General features: G+C 38.9%; 14 protein-coding genes. 4 read left to right on the forward strand and 10 right to left on the reverse strand.

Annotated elements, in window-relative coordinates; genetic code table 11:
• Positions 1-75: 75 nt before the first annotated feature.
• A complete protein-coding gene (locus H4J57_RS03985; RefSeq protein ID WP_182242028.1) occupies positions 76-2409 on the reverse strand; it encodes a fatty acid cis/trans isomerase in 2334 nt (777 codons plus the stop codon).
• A gap of 354 nt (positions 2410-2763) precedes the next feature.
• On the opposite strand from H4J57_RS03985, the gene H4J57_RS03990 reads away from it, so the two are divergent.
• Positions 2764-3171: a GFA family protein gene (locus tag H4J57_RS03990; RefSeq protein ID WP_182242029.1), complete on the forward strand. Its 408-nt coding sequence runs from the start codon at positions 2764-2766 to the stop codon at positions 3169-3171.
• A gap of 96 nt (positions 3172-3267) precedes the next feature.
• Here the strand turns inward: H4J57_RS03990 and H4J57_RS03995 are convergent, their stop codons facing one another.
• From H4J57_RS03995 to H4J57_RS04020, 6 genes are all read right to left on the reverse strand, one after another.
• Positions 3268-4320, reverse strand: a complete 1053-nt coding sequence (locus H4J57_RS03995) for a WD40 repeat domain-containing protein (RefSeq protein WP_182242030.1) — start codon at positions 4318-4320, stop codon at positions 3268-3270.
• Between the two features lie 13 nt (positions 4321-4333).
• The gene (locus H4J57_RS04000) at positions 4334-5077 is read right to left on the reverse strand and encodes a dienelactone hydrolase family protein (protein WP_182230592.1); all 744 of its coding nucleotides are present in this window, start codon (positions 5075-5077) and stop codon (positions 4334-4336) included.
• Between the two features lie 149 nt (positions 5078-5226).
• Complete coding sequence (locus H4J57_RS04005; RefSeq protein WP_182242031.1) at positions 5227-5871, reverse strand: NTP transferase domain-containing protein; 645 nt, start codon at positions 5869-5871, stop codon at positions 5227-5229.
• 24 nt (positions 5872-5895) lie between these two features.
• The gene (locus H4J57_RS04010; RefSeq protein ID WP_182242032.1) at positions 5896-6918 is read right to left on the reverse strand and encodes an XdhC family protein; all 1023 of its coding nucleotides are present in this window, start codon (positions 6916-6918) and stop codon (positions 5896-5898) included.
• A gap of 90 nt (positions 6919-7008) precedes the next feature.
• Entirely contained in the window at positions 7009-9186 is a 2178-nt protein-coding gene (locus tag H4J57_RS04015; RefSeq protein ID WP_182242033.1) for a xanthine dehydrogenase family protein molybdopterin-binding subunit, read from the reverse strand.
• A 1-nt stretch (position 9187) separates the two neighbouring features.
• Positions 9188-9655, reverse strand: coding sequence for a (2Fe-2S)-binding protein (locus H4J57_RS04020; RefSeq protein ID WP_259364808.1), 468 nt, complete (start codon positions 9653-9655; stop codon positions 9188-9190).
• Positions 9656-9893: 238 nt separating this feature from the next.
• On the opposite strand from H4J57_RS04020, the gene H4J57_RS04025 reads away from it, so the two are divergent.
• Both H4J57_RS04025 and H4J57_RS04030 read left to right on the forward strand, forming a co-directional pair.
• Positions 9894-10850, forward strand: a complete 957-nt coding sequence (locus H4J57_RS04025; RefSeq protein ID WP_259366789.1) for an ABC transporter substrate-binding protein — start codon at positions 9894-9896, stop codon at positions 10848-10850.
• Positions 10851-10855: 5 nt separating this feature from the next.
• Positions 10856-13261 (forward strand): ATP-binding protein, encoded by a 2406-nt coding sequence (locus H4J57_RS04030; protein WP_182242035.1) that lies wholly within the window; start codon positions 10856-10858, stop codon positions 13259-13261.
• Between the two features lie 75 nt (positions 13262-13336).
• Here the strand turns inward: H4J57_RS04030 and H4J57_RS04035 are convergent, their stop codons facing one another.
• The 3 genes from H4J57_RS04035 to H4J57_RS04045 form a co-directional block, all read right to left on the reverse strand.
• Positions 13337-14374, reverse strand: coding sequence for a GGDEF domain-containing protein (locus tag H4J57_RS04035; RefSeq protein ID WP_259366790.1), 1038 nt, complete (start codon positions 14372-14374; stop codon positions 13337-13339).
• A 117-nt stretch (positions 14375-14491) separates the two neighbouring features.
• Positions 14492-16501: a tetratricopeptide repeat-containing sulfotransferase family protein gene (locus H4J57_RS04040; RefSeq protein ID WP_182242036.1), complete on the reverse strand. Its 2010-nt coding sequence runs from the start codon at positions 16499-16501 to the stop codon at positions 14492-14494.
• A gap of 130 nt (positions 16502-16631) precedes the next feature.
• Positions 16632-19286 (reverse strand): TonB-dependent receptor, encoded by a 2655-nt coding sequence (locus tag H4J57_RS04045; protein WP_182215382.1) that lies wholly within the window; start codon positions 19284-19286, stop codon positions 16632-16634.
• A 255-nt stretch (positions 19287-19541) separates the two neighbouring features.
• Between H4J57_RS04045 and H4J57_RS04050 the strand changes: the two genes are divergently transcribed.
• The gene (locus H4J57_RS04050) at positions 19542-21497 is read left to right on the forward strand and encodes a choline BCCT transporter BetT (RefSeq protein WP_182242037.1); all 1956 of its coding nucleotides are present in this window, start codon (positions 19542-19544) and stop codon (positions 21495-21497) included.
• The last annotated feature ends 28 nt before the right edge of the window (positions 21498-21525 follow it).

The raw sequence follows: 21525 nt of genomic DNA on the forward strand, positions 1-21525 counted from the left end.
CCTTAGTGTTTATGTTTTTATAAAGCGTTTCTTGGTTTCAAGAAACGCCTTTTTTTTGCCTTTTTTTCAGTGCTATTACTTATTTTCCAAACGATTGTAATCTAATAAACCAAACTCAATACCTTGATCATTGTTTAGTTGCTGATGTAGTTTGTCGGAAAACGTCCAAAAGTCTGTATTGGTACGTCTGACCGCATAACGACTTTTCAAATTAAAGTAATCATCTTTTGTTTTCATATTTTCTATAGCAACAATAAATTCAGCCACTTCTTGCTGACTAATATTAAAAAACGCTTTCGGGTAAGTCCCTATGGCGCCTCTGGCTACGGTGAGCGTATCTTCTGCTTGTAGCCGACGCTTTTTCTCTGCAAACAAATGCGCTACATTACTATGGGCAGAATTTCTCAACAGGGTAAATACCTGACTTGTGTTGCTATCATTTACGACAACAAAGCTGACTTCTGGTAGTAAAGAAACACTTTCACCAGTTAAATTTTCCAGGCGTTTGAATTTATAGTCATTAATTGACGACGTTAATTGATGACTATTATTATGTGTTGTTGCGGTATGCTCCTTGAGCAGTTGGTATAACTCTGCTTGGGGTTGGTCAGTTTGGTATTCAATCCCCGAATCGGGCAGATCAGCAAAGTTAGCTAAAAAATTATAGTCATTAACATCTGAGCTCGTCTCGCGATACCATAGGTCGTGGGTCTCTTTTCGAACTTTCTGGGGCAATAACATTAAAAAAGCTGATTCACCCTCCATACGTAAAAAGTCCATATATAAACGGGTTTTTAATTGGTGACCAACATCGCCATAAACATCAAATCCAGCCACTAATAAGTAATGGATGCGCTCAAGTAGTGGATAACCAATCACCCAAGCAGATTTGGGGGGCTTGCCAACAAAACCTTTAACCACTGAAGCACTGTCAAAATGCCGGAAAATAGTCAGTGCAGCGTTAGGATTATTTTCACCACTCCAAATTAAATCAAGGTCAATATTGCCAGCTCGCAGATCAAGGCTTTCAATAAAGGCTTTTTTCGCTGAGACATATTCTTTTTGTCGACTGGCATATTCGCGCCAATCTAGAATTGATAATACGCTGCTGCTGGTTGCTGCTGGAAATTGTAAGAGTTTGCTGTGTTCAACTAAAAACTTGTTAATACCAAACATATCAATATTCTCTGGGTTCTCAAAAGCCACCCAGAATTGGTCTTCAATAACATTCAGGGCAATTTGACCTCTGCAAACCGGTCCTTTAATGAAATTCATAATTGAAAATTGCGCTTCATCAAGCAAAAAACGATAACGAGATTCAAGAGGCAATGCCTGAAAGGTAATAAAAGGGTTTGATGCATATTTTAGTTTATAGCCAGGGAGTTCCTCTACCGTGTAATCGGGGCTAAAAAACAGCGCTTTATAGCGAGTAAGTTTCGCTAAATCAAAACGGTAAGGCATATGACGTTTTGCTAAAACGGTGGCTTGTTTTTTCTGTAAACGGTAATAAACGCGCTCAACGTTAGGGTCTTCAAATGGGCGACGAGTGGTAATAATTTGCACCGCTTGTGTGGGGGGGGTTTTTGAACGAACGATATTAAAAAAGCTTTGCTGGCTAGCGTCAAAATATAAATTGGCTAAATATAAGTGTTCGTAAAGATATCGGCCAACGAGCTGTTCTTTTTTAGAGTCGCCATTTAAAAAAGTCTCCCATTTTTCAACCATAACAAGCTCAGTCGCACTTGGTGCAGTAGGCGCAGGCATTTTTGCACCTTCAGCTAACCATAGCGTTAATTGTTGGTATTCATCATCAGGTAAATTAGGTAAAGCGTAAGGCATGCCACCTAAAGGGTTATTTTCTTGATAATGTTTGAATTCATCTATGGTCGGGCATTCTTGCTGGCGGTTTAGACTAACATCAAATGCTTTCGATAAAATCACCTCGTCAGGTAATGGATTATTACGCTTTAGCTGCAGCATTTGATACATCAAGCTGCTGGCTAAGTTGGCTTGTGGTGATTGCTGGCGTTCATTTAAAACGGGATAAAACTCTTCACTACGCCATTGGTCAATTGTTTTAGGATTACCTTGGATATTAGTTACCGGGATCGCTTGTAAACGGGCACCATCATAAACGACAGTTTTATTAGCGCCTCGTTCAATACCGGCAACAGATTCCATTTTTAATTGGCAAGGTGCATCGTAACAGCCATGACAAACAATACAGCGATTTTCTAAAATTGGTCGCACTTGATTATGAAACAGCTCGCTTTGTTGTGGCGTTATAGTCGTAACATTGCTGCGATGAATTGGGTTTGAAAAGCCATAACGGTCATCAAGCTCAATATAAGTGATCGTTGCACAACCTGAAATAAAGATGAAAAGTAGTAATAATTTAAAAAAACGCATTAAAATCCTAAAGCATAAAACGTGCAGACAATCGCTGCTTAAGCCAACAATTTTAATATAAATAGCCGACAAGGTTAAGTGCTTTTTTATTAGGGCACTTTTATGCATTAACAAAGCACGATGAATAATGCGCTATTTGTAGCCGTTTTATTTATGAGGAGGTGAACCCTATCTGTGGTTTATATCGGTAATAATAAGCAGATAATTACTGGGTTTGGGATAAAGCGGCCCATTTATCTATATTGCTTGTTTTTTAGATGATAATAATGACAAGTTATTGATAGAATCTATAACGATTGCCAAGACTCAAGGCGAATGTTGTGTCTTATAAAAACAAACCAAAGGGTGGATTATATGTATTTAGGTCAGTGCTTGTGTGGCACGATAAACCTTAAAATTAGTGGGGCAATAAGTGATATTATTCACTGTCATTGTTCATTATGTCGAAAGAATAGTGGGTCGGCTTTTGCTACCAACGGTTTTATTAATACCGCTGATTTTGAGATCACTTCAGGTGAAGTATTTTTAACAACCTTTGCCTTCAAGCCCGGTAGAAACCGTCACTTTTGTTCAAAATGTGGTTCGCCTGTTTTTAGTTCAAATGAGCAAGACCCAACAAGGCTGAGACTTCGTTTAGGTATAGTTGATTCTGATATTTCAGAAAGACCTATTTCGCATAACTTTGCTACCTCAAAAGCAAACTGGGAAGATCTTGATGAAAACCTTCCAAGATACGATGCTTTTGAACCTAGCCGAAAATAATCTCTATTTTGAAGGTTAAGTCCATCGCTAAATCATAATTGTGCAGTGTGATAAAATTTTCATATCACACTGCCTTCTCAATAATAACGTTTAGCATTAACGTTTTAGCAATGATGTTGTATCCCAAATCGCAACTTTTCCATCCGCGCCTGAACTGATCAACACTTTACTGTCAGACGATAGATTTACATTACCAACATCGTTTTTATGGCCATTAAGTCTTTGTATTACATTCCCTGTTTTAACATCCCAAATTCGAACGGTAATGTCATTTTCATCAGTCTCGTATGCCCATTGATATTGAAGAAATTCACTGAACATGCCTTTGTCGCGACCACCGCTTACTAAAAAGGAGTCATCATGACTAAATGTTAAGTCGTAGATAGAATATGAATCGTCTTCTAATGTATTGAGTACTTGCCAATTAGTGGTATCCCATATTTTTATCGTATAGTCATCGCCGCCGGAAGCTAGAAGCTTACCGTTGTGACTAAAGGCTAAATCTAAAACCGCTTGGTTATGTTCTTTTAATGCTCTTACATGCTCACCAGTGAACGCATTCCACACATTAATAATGTTATCTTCGCCACCGGTTAACAGAGATTTACTATCAGGAGTGAAGGCCACGCCCCATACATCGCCTTCGTGTGCCGATAAGGTTTTTGATTCACCAGACGTTAAGTTCCAAAGACGGGCGGTATCGTCAGCGCTTACACTGGCTAAGCTTTTTCCATCGGGGCTGAAGGCTAATTTAACGACCATGCCCTGATGACCAGAAAATGTATTAAGTAACGCTCCGCTGGAAACTTGCCAAATCCTTACGTTATTATCATAGCTGCCAGTAGCGAGGATTTTGCCGTCATGACTAAATTTAACGCTAGGCACTCCTTCTGGGTGTTTAAGCGATTGTAATACTTTGCCGGTATATCTATTCCAAATTTCAACGTTAGGTCCTGAACTTCCTGTGGCAATAAGTTCGTTATTTGGGTGTAAATCAGTTTTACAAATACTGTTTTTATGAACAACGCACTTGGTGTATTCTTTAACGCTTTGACTCGTTAAATCTTTAGCTGTGGTGTTGTTACTGCATCCAACTATCAGTGTTATTCCAACGATAAATATCGTTATTTTTTTTAAAGTTGTTGTCATAATTATTCTGAAGCTATTTCACTAAATTACTATCTAACCAACTCACCATATAACTGGCTAGTTGCGTATCACTGTCAAGTAAAGGGTAACCATGTGCAGACCCTTTATAAGCAATAAATTTACTATTCATGCTTTCAGACGCCGTAAATAATTTTTGCGCACTAAGGTAAGTGCCGGTATCTATTTCTGAAGCGATGATCAGAGTAGGTTTGTCCGCTAGCATCTTTTTATAGCGCGTAATGTTTTCATCAGACTGACCTGATGAGAAAAAACCAATGAGATTTACAGGATTATTTTCTGCTAAAATAATGGCTTGAGAGCCACCACAACTTGCGCCAACTACACCGACTATACCTTTGTCTGACATTTTACTTTTCAAATGAACATAAGCGAGTTGAACATCACTAGGCCAATGTTTAGACACCTTTTGCCAAGCGGCACTTCGTGATTCTCTTGGTAATGCTTGAACCTTTTCAACACTAAATTCATCGTTAGCACTGTCACCAAAGCCTCTGAAGTCTAAACTCAAGGCATGAATGCCCTTGTCTGATAATTGCTGGCCGATGTCGTTATACATGGTTCTATTATAATTACATTGGTGCAATAACAATACCGCGCGATCACTGGTTTTATTACTCGGGTAATAACTCGCTTTTAATTCAAAGCCTTGGTCGGTGGTTAACGTAAGGTCAGTTGCCTGACTTGATGCGGTAACTGCAAATAACGCGGCAGATATTATTTTTATAAAAGCGTTCATCAATTTTCCTGTTGTTTTGGCTGGCCCGCTAATTAATCGGTTTACTCTAAACTAACCAATAGATGAGTTTATTAAAACAGCAAAGCGTTAAATTGTCGAAAAATTAGGCTTATATAATGTAAGAGGTTGTGTTTTAAATATTAGAACGTTTATGTATTGCTATACCAATCAGCCAAATCTTGCTGGGTATCGATATCTTTTTCGGTATGAGGAAGGTTTACTGTTTGAAGGTTTTCTTTATTAGTATATAAAACGGACTTAGCGCCTTTATCACCCTTTAAGAGCATTAAGTCGGTAAAATAAACTGAGGGGAAAATAGCTGGTGGCATGAATTCTTGCCCTGCTTTTGCACAAACTAACGTGTTTGGTAACACTAAAGACTGTTTTATTAATGCGATATAGTCATCTGCAGTTAAAGCAACTTGATCAGCCAATGCTATCAAAATATGGCTGATGCTACTTTCATCATCCTGTGCATCATTTAGCATGTGTTCAACAGACTGTGCAATAGTATGCCCTAAGCCTAAATGTGCGGCTTCGCAATAATATAAGAGGTCGGGGTCGTCTAATAATTCGCTTATTTTTTGATGATAACGCCCTGTGGCGACACGAATATTTTTGTTACTGATATTCAGTGTCTTAAGTGCTAAAAACAGTTGTTGTAAAGCATGCTCGAGTAAAGTTATTGACGTTTCTTGTCGCTGTACTTTTGCGAGTACCTTGATACCGTTAAAGCGTTCACTTTTACCTGCCGCCAGTAGCACTATTTTCAAGTTATAATCGGGGCGTTTCATGGTGTTATTGTTCGATGGCGACGACTAAAGTACATGGCTAATCGACTGAGCACTTTTGTTAAATAGGCTGGCATGGCACTCGGCAAGTATCGATAAGGCTATGCTCTCAGGCAAGGTTCCACCGATTTCAAGACCCGCAGGGCCGGCGAATGTAAACGATAAAGATTGCTCGACAACTTCAGCCTGAGTAATAACTTGCTGTTTTCTATTATTTGGACCAAGCAAAGCTAAATATTGAATATTGGTGTTAGCTAAAGCCTTTAACGCCGCGGCATCAATCGAGACATTATGGCTCATCAATATGGCGGCGTTAACATCTTTTTCTGCAGCAAAGGTGGTCAGTACTTCGGCTTCGCCTTTTATAATATGGCTAACATTTGAAAAATATTCTTTTCGAGCATTGGCGGGACGTGGATCCCACAACGATACTTTCCAACCTAACTGTTCAGCCATATTGACCAGCGGACGTGCGTCAATACCTCCGCCAACAACAAGCAGATGAGGTTCGGGTACAATCGGGGTTGCTAACCAGTTTGTTTTGTCATCGTTATTTAAGGGGGAGGGAATTAATGTCGCTGTTGCCGCTATATTCGTGACTTTTTTCGCTTCGAAATAAGCTTGCGCATCATTTCCTTGCTCGACAATACTTTGATAAAGGTAGCCAGAAATACGATGCTTAAGTGCGTCGTAAACTTGCGCCAATGATAAATAGTCATTAGCGGCATGGACTTGCTGCAACATTATATAAATCGTGCCGCCACAACCAATACCCAGATGAAAAGATAAATCATCTTCGTCAGTTCCATCATAGCAAACCAACATTGACTTGTTTGTTTGCATAACTTTTCTGGCATTAACACCGATATCTGACTCTAAACAGCCACCACTTAGCATACCTAATTGATCACCTTGGCTACTAAATAACATCATAGCTCCGGGTTTTCGGTAACACGGGCCTTCGGTCTGGTAAATAGTAGCAAGTACCCAATCAGCGTTATCTCGATGCGGGTACCATTGCGCTAATAAGTGCGATAAATGATTGCTCATAGGAAAAAGTCCTTGCTGAGCAATACGTGTTGTTGCTCGAAATTGCTACAACAATATAAAAAAATTAACAATAAAACGTTCATTTAATCCTTACACTGACATCGGTTTAAAAGGTAAATCTCTATAGCGCTTACCTGAAGCGGCAAAGACAGCATTGCTTAATGCGGGTGCAAAAGGAGCAACACCGGGTTCGCCTAATCCTGTTGGGCTTTCATCTGAATCAGGAATATGAACCCTAACATTTGGCATATCGGTAATACGCATAACGGGGTAATCATGAAAATTTGAATTAACCACGGCACCTTCTCTAAAGGTTATCTCGGTGCTTAATGCTAATGACATGCCCATAACAACGGCGCCTTCCATTTGCGCTGTTGCGCCATCAAGGTTAAGTACTTGGCCACAATCTATCGCACAGTCTACATTTAATACTTTAATATCATCACCGTTGACTTCAACATGTACTGCCATGGCAACAAAGCTTTGAAAACTATAGTGCACCGCTAAACCAATAGCTTGGCCTTTTGGTAGTGATTTACGGTTCTCCCAGCCTGATTTCTCAGCAGCAATGGCGAGAATATCTTTAGCTCGTTTGACGTTTGCTTGCTGTTCTTTATTTTTATTGTTATCAAAAAGTTGATTAACAAAAGACAAAGGATCTTTATTTGCTTTGTACGCTAATTCGTCGGCAAAGGTACTAAAAGCAAAACCATAGAAAATAGCATAAACTGCCCGGTACCAACCAATACGCGTATGAGCTTTGGCATCGCCTGATTCGACACGACAATTCTCAATACCAAATAAATGATTAGTAATATCTTCTAAACTATTCGCCGGTGTTCTAACTAACGAAGGGTCAAATAAGGTTGATATTGACGGAAAGGCGGCGCGATGTAACCAACCGGTCACGTTTCCTTGGTCGTCCATAGATGCTTCAATGTGTTGGGCATTTATCGAGTGATAATAGCCCGTACGCATATCTTCTTCGCGGGTCCACGTTAGCTGAATTGGCACACCAGTCTTTTCTGAAATAACAGCGGCTTCATGAACGTAGTCACACTTAAATTTACGACCAAAAGCACCACCGGCCATTGCTACATGCACCACGATATCTTTTGGCTCGCGTGTTAAGTATTGCCCTAATACTTTTTGAATATCGGCAGGGCTTTGTGTTGACGCCCATACTTCACAGGAGTCTTTTTGCACCCATACGACACTCGCATTAGGCTCCATCGGTGCATGTGAAAGATGTCCTCCGGTATAAGTGGCTGACATTTTATGTTTTGCTGCGCCAAACGCTTTTTCAATATCACCACGTTCAGCGGCTAACGTTGCTGGTTTTTCAACATTTTTAACCAGTTGCTGTTTATATTCTTTGGTGTCGTAAATAGCATTTTCGCCTAAATCCCAAGTTATTTTTAACTTTTTCACCGCTTGTTGTGCCGTCCAGCTATTGTCAGCCACTACGGCAACACCGCCAATAGAACCAAACGGGATGTTAAAACGTGGAATTTCGATAACGTCAATAACACCTTTCATTTTCAAAGCCTCGGTTTTATCAAGGCTTTTTAAGGCGCCGCCTAAAACAGGACAATGGATCATGGCCGCATATTTTAAGCCGGGTAGTTTAGTATCGACACCATAAATACGTTTACCGACCACCACTGCTGCCTGATCATGACGAGGTAATTCTTTACCTATGTAATTAAAATCACTTTTCTTTTTAAGCACAGGTTTTTCAGGTATCGGCATATTGGCAGCAATACTTGCTAATTCACCATAAGCGAGTTTTTGTTGATTAGTTTTATTAATAACAAAATGTGCTTGAGCAAAGCAGTTTTCAGGAGAGGTTTTCCACACTTTTGCTGCTGCGGCAATTAACATCGCTTTTGCTGTCGCTCCAGCTTCACGCATAGGCTGGTACATTACGCGGATACTCGCTGAGCCACCTGTTGCTTGCGGACCATATTTTTCGTCGGCGTCACCTTGCTTTACCGTAACACGCTGCCAATCAGCTTCCATTTCATCAGCGACAGCAGAAGGCAGGGCAGTACTAATACCTTGGCCCATTTCGCAGCGGCCACAATAGATAATAGTATCGCCATTTTCAGCCAGGTGAATAAAAGCGTTAAGTCCATCACCACTGTCTTTGATAATGCCCTTTTCTGCTAAGGCATTCATCGGTAAAGCAACACTTATCACTAAACCTCCGGTGGCTAGACCGGCTGTTTTTAAAAAATTACGACGGCTTACGTTTGAAATGGTCATACTAAACCTCCTTACTTAACGTGTCAGCAGCTTCAACGATGGCTTTTTTAATGCGTTGGTAGGTACCGCAACGACAAATATTACCTTGCATTGCCGTATCAATTTCAGCTTCAGTGGGGGAAGCATTAACCGCTAATAAGCTCGCCGCATTCATAATTTGTCCGGCCTGACAATATCCACATTGGGGAACATTATTATTTAACCAAGCTTTTTGTAACGGGTGGTCACCCTTTTCGGATAGTCCTTCAATGGTGGTAATTTTTTTATCAACCAAGGTACTTACTGGAGTAATACATGAACGTATGGCTTGGCCATCAACGTGAACGGTACAAGCACCACACAAACCACTACCACAGCCAAATTTGGTGCCAGTGAACTCCAAGTTGTCTCGAAGAAACCATAAAAGTGGCATATCACCATCTACCGTAATTTCATGGGCTTTTCCGTTGATTATCATCGACTGTTTCATAAGTACTATCCTATTTTTGTGTGATCCTAGATTAGCTTGATATGGCCTATTACACAAAAGTAAAATCGGCAAACAATCAAATATCTACGACCAAAGACAGATTGTGTTGTTATCAGCGCTAAAAGTCAGATTTTCACATAATTATTGTCTATGATTTATTGAAAACCTGTCTATAGTTAGTGCAATATTGAAACAAAACTCTAGGGCTCACATGTATAGCAAGGAAAAACTTATACTGTTGTTATTCATTATTTTTAACCTACTGACGTTTACTTCCTCACAAGCGCAGACCCTTCGTAATGACGAACCGATAAAAATTGTCTTAAACGATTGGACAAGTCAGTTGGTGTTATCTCATATTACAGCAGAATTATTTGAGGGCATGGGCTACTCTGTTATTTTTTCAAAAAAAACCACAGGTGCTCAATGGGGGGCACTGCAACGTGGTTTAGCACATGTACAAATGGAAGTGTGGCAAGGCACCATGGAGAAAATGTATACCCGCATGATAGATGAAGGTGGCATTATCGATGCAGGTTCTCATGATGCGAAAACGCGTGAAGAATGGTGGTTCCCTGACTATGTGCTAGACCTCTGTCCGGGCTTACCCTCTTGGCGAGCGTTAAATAGTTGTGCGCACTTATTTGAAACTAAAGAAACCTCACCGAGGGGACGCTATCTTGGAGGACCTTGGGAGAAACCCGATGGAGCGAAAATAAGAGCACTAGACCTTAAATTTAAAGTAGTTACTGCTAACAATAGTGATGAGCTTTGGGAAATACTCGATAAAGCGATACGTAATAAGCAACCCATAGTGTTATTTAATTGGACACCTAATTGGATTGAAGCAAAATATAAAGGTCAATTTGTTGAGTTTCCACGCTACCACTCTGACTGTGAAACAAAACCTGAATGGGGCGAAAATAAGAATTTTTTGCACGATTGCGGAAATCCTACCGATGGTTGGTTAAAAAAAGTCGCTTGGCATGAAATGCCAATAAAATGGCCGTGCGCATTCGAAACACTCACTAAAATTAACTTTAGTAACGCAATGTTAGCTAAGTTGGCGTACGAAGTAGATGTAAACAAATCGACCTATCAAGAAGCCGCAACACAATGGTTGGCAGACAATCAACAGCTTTGGCAGTCTTGGATTTCACCATCGTGCCAAATAACAAATAAAATAACAGGTTAATTCGAGTGAAAAAAAATAAAATTTCAATTAATCATTCCATTGGTTTTACTCTACTACGTGGTGTTTTTTCTATTTATATTATTGTCGCGATTGTTGTTACTTTGACACATATGACAATAGAATATTTCAATGTTAAACAAATGATTAAAAATGATCTCGTGCTTTATCAATCCACTTACGAACAGCCTTTATCTGATGCTCTGTGGGATCTTGACGAAGACCGCATAAACACCATCATCGATGGCGTTATTAAACTGCCTTCGATAACATCGGTGCAGATATTTGATACAAACAATAATATTATTGCTCAACGAACAAGTGACGTTCATCTTGCTTCTAACGAAATCATTGCGGTTGATTTTTTAATCGATCATTATTTTGATATTGAATATCGTCGTGAAGACGAAAATTCATTAGTGGGTGTTGGCGTATTCTATTCAGATAGAGATGTCATACTGAGTAAGTTAAGTACCGGCTTTACGCTAATTATTATTAACTCAATTATTAAAACGCTGGCGCTTTGGGGGATATTTCTTTGGCTAGTAAGACCCATGTTAATTAAACCCCTTGAAGAATTTAGCCATGCCGTAGAAAAATTAAATGTTGATGATTTAGACGACTTCAAGTTAAAAATAGACTCTCCTAAACGAAATGAATTACATGTACTTGCCGATAGTTTTAATCATATGGCTTTACGCCTTAACTGTTCCCTTCAAGAGATAAAAGCAAGTGCCTTTGCACTTAATCATGCAAATAATTACCTAGAACAATTACTGTTAAGTGCCCAAGAAATGATGCAGGTAAATGACAAAGAAGCGTTATTTAAGCAGTATGTACAGTTCTTACACAAAGGTGTCGACACCTTGCAATCTAGTCAGTTAACGATTACTTATTTGAATCGGATCACTAAAAGTGCCAATGAATTTACTCATGTAAATTATCAATTAAGCGCTGAAGTGGTGAAAGGCCATTCATTACTTCATTTTATTAAATGTAGTGAAGATACGACTAATCAACTGCCAGTAAAATATCAAGCGTTAGCAGCAAAGGCCTTTATGGTGAAAAATGAGATGTCGTCTGAGCTCGTTGTCCCCTTAATGTCAAAAAACCAGGTATTGGGTGTCATCACACTAGGCTTATTAAAAGAAACCCCACTATCTTTGGCTGATCACTCATATATAGAAACCTTGACTCAACTTTTGGTGCTAATTTTTACTCAGCTTGATAATCAACAATATTTGGAATTTCAAGTAAAAAAACGTACCTTGGAACTTGAACGTTCATATAAAGAAATTGAACAAAAAGCGTCAGAATTAGAAAGGGTAAGTAATTATAAATCACAGTTTCTAGCAAACATGAGTCACGAAATACGTACTCCAATGAATGGTATCTTTGGCTCGCTGCAGATTTTACAAAACTCTGTCGACAATGAAGAATCACATGAGATTATTTTAACCGGATTGTCATCTTGTAAAAGCTTGTTAACCATTTTGAATGATATTTTGGATTTTTCTAAAATTGAGGCAGGCAAAGTAGAGTTTGAGGCCAATTCTTTTGATTTAAAGGAACTGCTTAACAATCTTTATAATGAATTTAAACCGATAGCGGTCGAAAATTCAATCACATTAGCATTGAATTTTGATGATCATTTTCATCAATATTGGCTAGGTGATGTAACGAGAGTAAAGCAGGTCTTGATTAATATTATCTCTAATGCACTTAAGTTTACTCATCAAGGTAGCGTAAATATTAATATTAGTGGCTCACAAGAAGTCGTTATTAAGGTGATCGACACGGGCATAGGCATGTCTGAATATGCATTGAACAGTATTTTTGACCGTTTTGAACAAGCGGATAAGTCGACGACCAGGAAATACGGTGGCACCGGTTTAGGTGTTAATATCGCTTTGAATTTAGCTAAAATGATGGGGGGTAATATAGAGGTACAAAGCAAGCTAGGTGAAGGGAGTTGTTTCGTTATTTCTTTACCTTTGACTCGAACAAATAAACAGAAAATATTGAAAGAAAAAGCACTTTTGGCGACACCGAAATTAAAAAACATCACTATTTTACTTGCTGAGGATACTGCCATTAATCGCACCATATTTAATAAGTTAATGGCGCCAACCAGTGCCAATATATTGATGGCGAAAAACGGCGCTGAATGTATCGAGCTGTTTAAAACTCATCATCCTAAGGTTATCTTTATGGATATTCAAATGCCGGTAATGGATGGTGTTGAAGCCTGTAAAATTATTAGAGCAAGCTCTAATATTCCGATCGTTGCGATAACGGCAAATGTTATGAGTGAAGATGTTGAGTTATACAAAGAGATAGGCTTTGATCGCGTGCTAAGTAAACCTGTACAACTACAAGAGCTTTACGAGGCTTGTACTAAATACATTGTATGATGGGCATATTTCGATTTTAAGTGATGTTGAGCAGGCGCGATAATCCTTTGATTATCTTGTGATAAAACAGCAAATTTAAAATTTTGGAAAAATTTGATTTCTGCCAGCATTTTTCGCTTGGTAAAGCTGCTTATCTGCACAGTTGATCATTTCATCAATGGTTTGGTTGTCTTTGAATTGCTCAATGCCCATACTCATCCTGACATTAATATCATGGCCTTCATAATGAACAATATGGTGTTGGAGTTTTTCTTGGATTTTTTCTGCTAAAACATGGGCACTTTTGGCTTGGGTTTGCGGTAAAATAAATAAAAACTCTTCTCCACCCCAACGAGCAATACAGTCTTGCTCCCTCATACCATTGGTAAATATTTTTGCCAACTCAATTAATACTGCATCACCCGCATTATGACCGTACTTATCATTAATTTTTTTAAAGTGGTCAATGTCACATAAAATAATAGATAAAGATTCTTTACTGCGAATGACACGTGCTTGTTCTCGTTTTAACAGAGTAAGCGCAGCACGGCGATTAGATAATTGGGTTAGGGGATCTAAATGCGCCAAGCGTTGATATTTTTCACTTAATTTTAAGGTGTGCTGATAAGATTGATCTCTTGAATATTCATATAGAGCAGAAAGAAAAGTCACGGTTAAAAAAGAGTATAACAAGCGTAATTTAAATTCAGTGCTGTAGGCAGTATGAGGAATGATTTCCGTAGGTATACTCATGATTGCAATAGATATTATTACAAAGAACATAATCTCTATCAGGCCACGTTTTAGGCCATGAACAAATACTGAGACAGGAGCAACAATAAATATCCATAGTGGACCTGTATTCTCAACGCCACCAGTATATATAAGGTAAAACATTAATATATATAAAGAATATAGAATGATTGCAGAACTTAATTTAACATTGTTAAATTTTTTGTGTGCATAATAGCCGATGAAATAAATCAAGCTGGCAATGAATAACGATATCGCTAAAACAAAGTTTTTGTTAAAAAGACCAACAATTCCCATAACAGCCGTTATCGACATACCTACTAATGCAAATAATGAAATGACATGAGGTTGATGAAATTTTTCGTTATCAAAGTGGTTCATTTTAGCTTATTCTCACAAAATCCTTTTTAGCGAAGGTGTTATTTCGCTGTTTATTTGTTCACTATAACAGTTTGTATAATGGTTTTAAATATTTACTAATGTCTTAATAACAACCGTTTATTCGATGTTTAATACTTTTTTTAATGGTGCTAAGTAAGGTTCAAAGTGACGCCATTGCTCGGTAGCACTTTTATAAATCGGCTGACGGACTTGCTCAGAGCTTGGCGTTTTAATGGTGCGTTTGGTTTTATGAAAATCAACACAAGATTGTTCAAAGCTTAAGCCACAAAAATCAAGTATTCTTCTGACCTGCTTTTCTAAGTCATCAACAACATCTTCGTGATTAACCGTTAAAACAAATCCCGGCAGTACTTGCTGCCAATGAGCCATTAATTTCAGATAAGCCAGGTAGTAACGGCCAATGTCTTCAAGGCGGTAACTAAAATCTTGTCCTTCGGCAAATAATTGCTTAAAACCACTAAAGCAACAAGCCATTGGTTGGCGTCTTGCATCAATAATTTTCGCGTTTGGCAGTATTAATTTAATCAAACCTATGTGTAAAAAATTGTTAGGCATTTTATCAATAAAAAGAGGGGCCTGTTCACGATAGACTCGTGTTTCATCAATAAATTGTTGACCGAAGCGTTTAAAATATGTCGGATTAATTTCAGCTAAATTTTTGGGGTATTGGCTTTCTTTATGACTTTCCTGATCATTTTTATTATTCTCGCGCCCGCGTAACCTCGACGCTAAGCCTAAAATGTTGTGCAGTTCCATCGTGCCATCAACTTGACTGTGTGAAGCCAATATTTGTTCAAGCAGGGTTGAACCTGCACGGGGTAAACCAACAATAAAAATAGGATCAGGTGAGTTAAGGCCTAAATTGCGACGAACTTCAAATAACTCGTGGGTACAGTATTTTATTTGTTCAGCGACTTGTTGTTCTATTTTATTAATGTCAAAGCCATTGCTAGCATGCTGTAATTCATTACCTTGCTGATAAGCTTCAAAGGCTTGCTGATAGTCTTCTCTGTCTTCAAAGGCTTTACCGGTAGCAAAATGTAATTGCACTTTGTCGGTTATCGCCAAATTCTCATCCGTACGCTGGTGTTGCATTTTGGTGATTTCTTCATCACTAAAGCGGTAGGTTTTCGTATTGGCTAAACTCCAAAATGCATCACCGTAGCTGGGGTTTAATTGATAAGCTTTTTGGTAAGCAGCAACCGCTTTTTTGATATCGCCTTGAGCTTTTAGCGCATGACCAAGTTGTAAATAGAAACCGGGGATCTTGCTATCTTGTCTGATGGCTTGCTCAAACAAAGTTATAGCTTGTTCTATTTTACCTAAGCCGGTCAACGTATTGGCTTTGGCGATCTTATAGCTAAGATTGTCTGGTTGTGTCAGTAGTAATGTTTCAACCTGCTGCTCTGCGGCTTTATATTTTCCTAAACGGATAAGAAGGTTTAGATATTGAGAGCGTGCATGAATATGATCAGGGGCTAATTCAAGGGCGCTAGCCAGCAAAAATTCAGCATCGTCATAAACTTTTAGCTCCATACCTATTTCAGCAAGTAGGCACATGCCATCGACATGACGTTTGTTGTTCTGTAAAAAATGTCGACAAATTTGCTCAGCCTTTAATAATTTCCCTTCATACATTAATTCGGTAACCGCCAGTAATGCCGGCGGTAATTTTTTCAATTTTTCGAGATGGTTAGCTGCCTTTTGCACTTGTTCTTGTTGGCTGTCTTGTCGATAAAGTTGAATTAGCTCATGCCAACTACCCACTAAACTTGGATTAAGTTGTACGGCCTTTTCAAAGGATAATTTAGCTTGCTTAACTTTGTTCAAGGCTAAATACGTATAACCTTGTTCTTGATTTGCTCGGCTGTGCAGGGCATCAAGTTTAAGTAACGCGTTAATACTGGTGAGTGCTTGGGTAAATTCTTTGCTATAGCGCTGGGCAATAGCCATTAAATACCATAATTCAATGTGGTCTTGCTGTTCGGTGACTTGTTGTTGCAGTGCTTTACTTTGTGCAATCGCTTCGCTAAATTTTGCCGTTTGGATTAAGGTTTGAATCGATTTTAAGTGTGTTTCAATCGGGGGGACAGTTGTGTTGTTCAACGATTTTGCTCCAAGGCAGTTTAACAAGTGGTCTTGCTCTGATGAGATACTCTATCAATAAAAAGCCGCTTGATACAAAGTTCAAGCGGCTTTATTTAGTTTTTAGTTAAAAGTTAATTAACATTAACGCTTAATAAAAATCATACGAGAATCTAAAACCTACAGTACGAGGTCTGTTAGAAACAACTTTTGGCGTATATTGTTGTGTATCTACGTATAGAATGGCACTTTTATCAGTTAAGTTATCGATAAAAAATTCTGCTTTCCATTCGTCGTTAGTCACACCAAAGCTTAAGTTGGCCAAAACGTAACTATCTTGAATGTAACGACCACCGGCAAAGGTTTCTCCGTTACTACTTTGATAGTTAACACCTTTATAGACATCAGCTTCTTTTTGAATACTTAAACCTGAACCTGTGCCATAAACTAAATTAGTCGCATCTTCGACCATGTAAGCATCCATTGCCATACCCGCAAGCCTTTCGCCGGTATAACTGATTGAACCGTTAATATAACCGGTTAAATCGCCAGAGATATTATAGTAATATTCTGCTTGTAGGTTGCCTGAAAATTTAGCTGAATAAGGTAATCTACTACCAACACTTGGTGCAATGCCATCAAGTACGTCATTAACTGATGTTAATTCAGTATCAATTAAGCTGAACGCGCCCGAGATAACTAAGTTGTCAGTCACTACCCAGCTAAAATCACCATCAATACCTTTGATCTCTGCATCACCTACGTTATCAGTAAATACTAAGAAACTGATATTGGTTGGGTCATAGCGTGAGGTCTGTAGATCAGATATTTTTGAATAATAAGCTGTGGCATTAAAGCGTAATGATTGGTCAAACAAGGTTGATTTAAAACCAACTTCAATGTTATCTAAGCTATCGGTAGTTGAGTATACCGGTATACGGAAGCCTTCAAAAGCGCCTTCTTGGTTTGCAGCAGAACCACCACCTACACGGTTAGTAACCGGCGGTCTAAAACCTTCTGAATATGAGGCAAAGACCATCACATCGTCCGTTACTTTCCAATCAACAGAGGCTTTGATAATCGTATCATCTACGGTTAATTTACCACTATTATCAAGTAAACTTGTGTCTAACTGACCGCTAGCAATAGCCTCTTTAATGGCCGTTGCTTCTTCTTCACCAAAAAATTCGTTTAAGGCAGCGTCACTTCCGTCACCAAAGGCACGTAATCGACCACTAACATCAGCGGTTGTTGTCGACCCTTTATAAATGTCATCAATTTGATACCAACGGGCACCAAAACTTGCGGTAACTGTGTCGGTTATGTCATAAGCAAACTGACCAAATACCGCGACTTGATCTATCGTGTGGGTAACATCATTAACAAAGCTGACTTCAGCAGGGAAAGGCCCACCATTACTGTTAATACCTTCACTACCAACAAGAGTTCTTTGTAAATCTGGGAAAAGTTCAGTATTGGCTATTTTAAATTGACCCACTGATGATACTTCTTGCGTGTCATAAAAAACACCAGCCGTAACACGCCAGTCTTTATCAGCAGGCGTATTGAAACGTAGCTCATGAGTCATACGAGAGGTACTAGTTTCTTCTTTGTAATACTTAGTTGGGTCAAGACACTCTTGTGCTTCAGGTGCACTTGCATAGTTACAAACATAATAAGCTGAAAATTGACCACCATTGGTATAACCGGTGTAATCAATCGTTGAATTAATATCTCTGTCTAAGTAACCACCAGTATAAACGATATCAAGTTGCTCAAGGCGACCTTCTAGTGTCCAGGTGGTTAAACCAAAATCATCATTGTTATTTTCTGGTACAAAACGGTTTGTTGATGTTTGACCTTCAAGATTTGGATCATAAGAAAACACACCTTCAGTATCGAGAGACTGTTGAGTGTGTTGAACTAAAAGGTTCCATTCGTCATTGATCAAGTATGAGGCACCAAAACGTGCACCAGCATAATTAGCAGTGTTAAAGTCGTCTTCTACTAAAGCATCGTTTTGTGGTGCGGTAGTTGGAGTGTTTTCTGGATCAGCTAGTTTAGCAAAATTAGCTGAAATTCTATCAATAACTACTGCACTACCGTTGTAACCACCTTGACCAGGGACATTGCGAATATTATCTATCCAACCGCCTTGGTGATCATTGTAAGTCGCAACACGAACAGCAAGTGAATCCGTTAAAGACATATTGAAATAAGCTTCAACAGAATTACTTAAGTCCCCGCCTTTTGTGGTACTTGTGCTGGTATCAAAACCGGCAGAAAAACCATCATGGTTTGGTTTTTTGGTAATCAAGCGAACTGTGCCCGATTGCGAGCTAGCACCAAAAAGTGTGCCTTGTGGCCCAGGTAAAACTTCTATACGTTCAACATCAGTCGCGTAAACATCTAAGTTACGCCCTTGCATAGAAACGGGTTGTTCGTCTAAGTAAAAAGCAACTGACGGTTGCAATGCCTGTACTGACGAAACAGATATGTTTGTTTGTGCGGTAGCTGCACCACGGATATATATTTCATTTTGTCCAGGGCCCGTGCCCTGAAAAACAACATTAGGTAAAAATTCTACATATTCGTCAAAATTTGACACCCCAAGTTTTTCTAAACTAGCACCCGTTAGGGCGGTAACGGTAACAGGAACATCTTGAATAGACTCTGTGCGTTTAGTTGCAGTAACTTCAATAACTTCTATCGTTGCTTTTTGTTGCTTTGTGACTTCTTCAGCAGAGAGAGCGCTCGATGCAGCTAGTGCTGTAAGCACAGCATAATGCAACTTAGTGAATTTCATATTAAGTATCCCTTGGTGTTTAATTATGTTTTGAGTTGATATTATTAGAGTTCTAACTATATTTATTCGCGTATAGCTTAACAAAAAATAGGACTTATAGATAATTTTTACAGATCTTTATATATTAGTTGGTGTATTTGTGTTTCTAATAGAGCATTTGTTCCTCTTTAAATTTTCTTGTGTTGTATACAGAATTGTTTACAGCATGGCTTAAGTCGATATAATATCAATACTAATTAAAATCAGGGGAAGAATTTGCCTACAACCGTTAAGAGTCAATTAAACAAGAAGGTATTTGGCAGTGCCTCCGCTATTATTATTGCCTTGTTAGTTTATACCGCTGCACTACCTCAACAGGCGCAAAGTTTATTCACACTTATTCAAACGAGTATTATTGAAAATGGTAGTTGGTTCTATGTACTGACTGTCGCATTCATCTTCTTTTTTGTTATCTTTTTAGGCGTTTCTCGTTATGGCGATATTCGCTTAGGTCCAGATCATTCAACACCTGACTACACCTTAGTCTCTTGGCTGTCGATGCTCTTTGCTGCTGGAATGGGCATTGGCTTAATGTTTTTTGGTGTCGCAGAACCCTTAATGCACTATTTGTCACCACCAACAGCAGAAACAGGTACGGTTGAAGCCGTGCAAGAAGCAATGAAAATGACATTTTTTCATTGGGGACTTCATGCCTGGGCTATCTATGCCATTGTTGCCTTAGTATTAGCCTATTTTAGTTATCGTCATAATTTACCATTAACGTTACGCTCTGCGCTATATCCTTTGATTGGGGACAGAATATATAAATGGCCAGGACATTTAGTCGACATTTTTGCTGTGGTGAGTACGGTCTTTGGTGTTGCTACTTCGCTGGGCTTAGGTGCCTCACAAGTTAATGCGGGTTTTGGTTATTTGTTCGGTATTGAAGTCTCAGTCACTAATCAAATAATTATTATGTTTGGTATCACGTCACTTGCGGTTATATCAGTTGCCACAGGGCTAGATAAGGGCATAAAAATACTCTCTGAGACCAATATGGTTTTAGCGGTGATCTTGTTATTTTTGATTTTTGTGCTCGGCCCAACAGTCTTTTTATTACAAGCCTATTTACAAAATATTGGTGATTATTTAGCGGATATTATTCATAACACCTTTAATTTATTCGCTTACAAAAAGACTGACTGGATAGGTGGCTGGACAATCTTCTATTGGGGCTGGTGGTTGGCGTGGGCACCTTTTGTTGGTTTGTTTATTGCCAGAATTTCACGTGGCCGTACTATCAGAGAATTCATTATCGGCGTTATGCTAATACCCACGGTCTTCACATTATTTTGGATGACTATTTTTGGTAATAGTGCGATTGATTTGGTTTATAATCAAGGCATTGTCGAATTAGGAGAGATGGTCAGTAAAGACTCATCCGTTGCCTTGTTTGTCTTTCTTGAAAACTTTCCATTATCTTCGGTGTTGTCATTCTTTAGTGTCTTAATGATTGTGATATTTTTTGTCACCTCCTGTGATTCAGGCGCTATGGTCGTTGATATGCTTTGCTCTCATGGCAAAAATGATACGCCGCTATGGCAACGTGTTTATTGGGCGGTAGGTATTGGTATCGTTGCAGCAATATTATTATTGGCTGGTGGTCTTAATGCCCTCCAAACCATGACTATTGCCAGTGCTCTACCTTTTACTATCGTATTATTGCTGGCCATTGCAGGCTTGATTAAATCGTTAAGGGTTGAAGCTTTTAAGCAGGATAGTCAGCTAATCACAGCAATACCTCACTCAGGTAATGAGAATAGTGATAGTTGGCAAATGCGCTTAAAGAATGTTGTCGATTTCCCCAACAAAGCTAATGTCAGTAAGTTTGTTACGCAGACAGTCGTTCCAGCATTTGATTCTGTCGCTAAAGAGCTACAAGCTAATCAAATCACTGTTGAAATCTCACATGACGATGGGCTGACGTTAATTGTTGACCATGGTGAAGCACAAGAGTTTGTTTATCGGGTGTTAGCTCGTAAGTACTCTCAACCTGACTATGTTATTGAAGCCAATGAAGCGGAAGATGAGCAAAGTTATTATCGTGCTGAAGTTCACTTGGGCGAAGGTGGTCAAGACTATGACATTATGGGCTGGTCGAAAACGGCAGTGATCAATAATATTATTGATCAATACCACAAGCATTTGCATTTCTTACATTTGTTACGCTAATAGACAACAGCTCGGGTTAAACTGAGCT

The organism is Colwellia sp. BRX8-7 (assembly GCF_014077275.1).
Lineage (GTDB): Bacteria > Pseudomonadota > Gammaproteobacteria > Enterobacterales > Alteromonadaceae > Colwellia_A.

Excerpts from the sequence above, each read along its gene's own strand:
- H4J57_RS04045 (WP_182215382.1), bottom strand. The coding sequence starts at position 19,286 with ATGAAATTCACTAAGTTGCATTATGCTGTGCTTACAGCACTAGCTGCA.
- H4J57_RS04015 (WP_182242033.1), bottom strand. The coding sequence starts at position 9,186 with ATGACCATTTCAAACGTAAGCCGTCGTAATTTTTTAAAAACAGCCGGT.
- H4J57_RS03990 (WP_182242029.1), top strand. The coding sequence starts at position 2,764 with ATGTATTTAGGTCAGTGCTTGTGTGGCACGATAAACCTTAAAATTAGT.
- H4J57_RS04005 (WP_182242031.1), bottom strand. The coding sequence starts at position 5,871 with ATGAAACGCCCCGATTATAACTTGAAAATAGTGCTACTGGCGGCAGGT.
- H4J57_RS04010 (WP_182242032.1), bottom strand. The coding sequence starts at position 6,918 with ATGAGCAATCATTTATCGCACTTATTAGCGCAATGGTACCCGCATCGA.
- H4J57_RS04035 (WP_259366790.1), bottom strand. The coding sequence starts at position 14,374 with ATGAACCACTTTGATAACGAAAAATTTCATCAACCTCATGTCATTTCA.
- H4J57_RS04020 (WP_259364808.1), bottom strand. The coding sequence starts at position 9,655 with ATGAAACAGTCGATGATAATCAACGGAAAAGCCCATGAAATTACGGTA.
- H4J57_RS03985 (WP_182242028.1), bottom strand. The coding sequence starts at position 2,409 with ATGCGTTTTTTTAAATTATTACTACTTTTCATCTTTATTTCAGGTTGT.
- H4J57_RS04000 (WP_182230592.1), bottom strand. The coding sequence starts at position 5,077 with ATGAACGCTTTTATAAAAATAATATCTGCCGCGTTATTTGCAGTTACC.
- H4J57_RS03995 (WP_182242030.1), bottom strand. The coding sequence starts at position 4,320 with ATGACAACAACTTTAAAAAAAATAACGATATTTATCGTTGGAATAACA.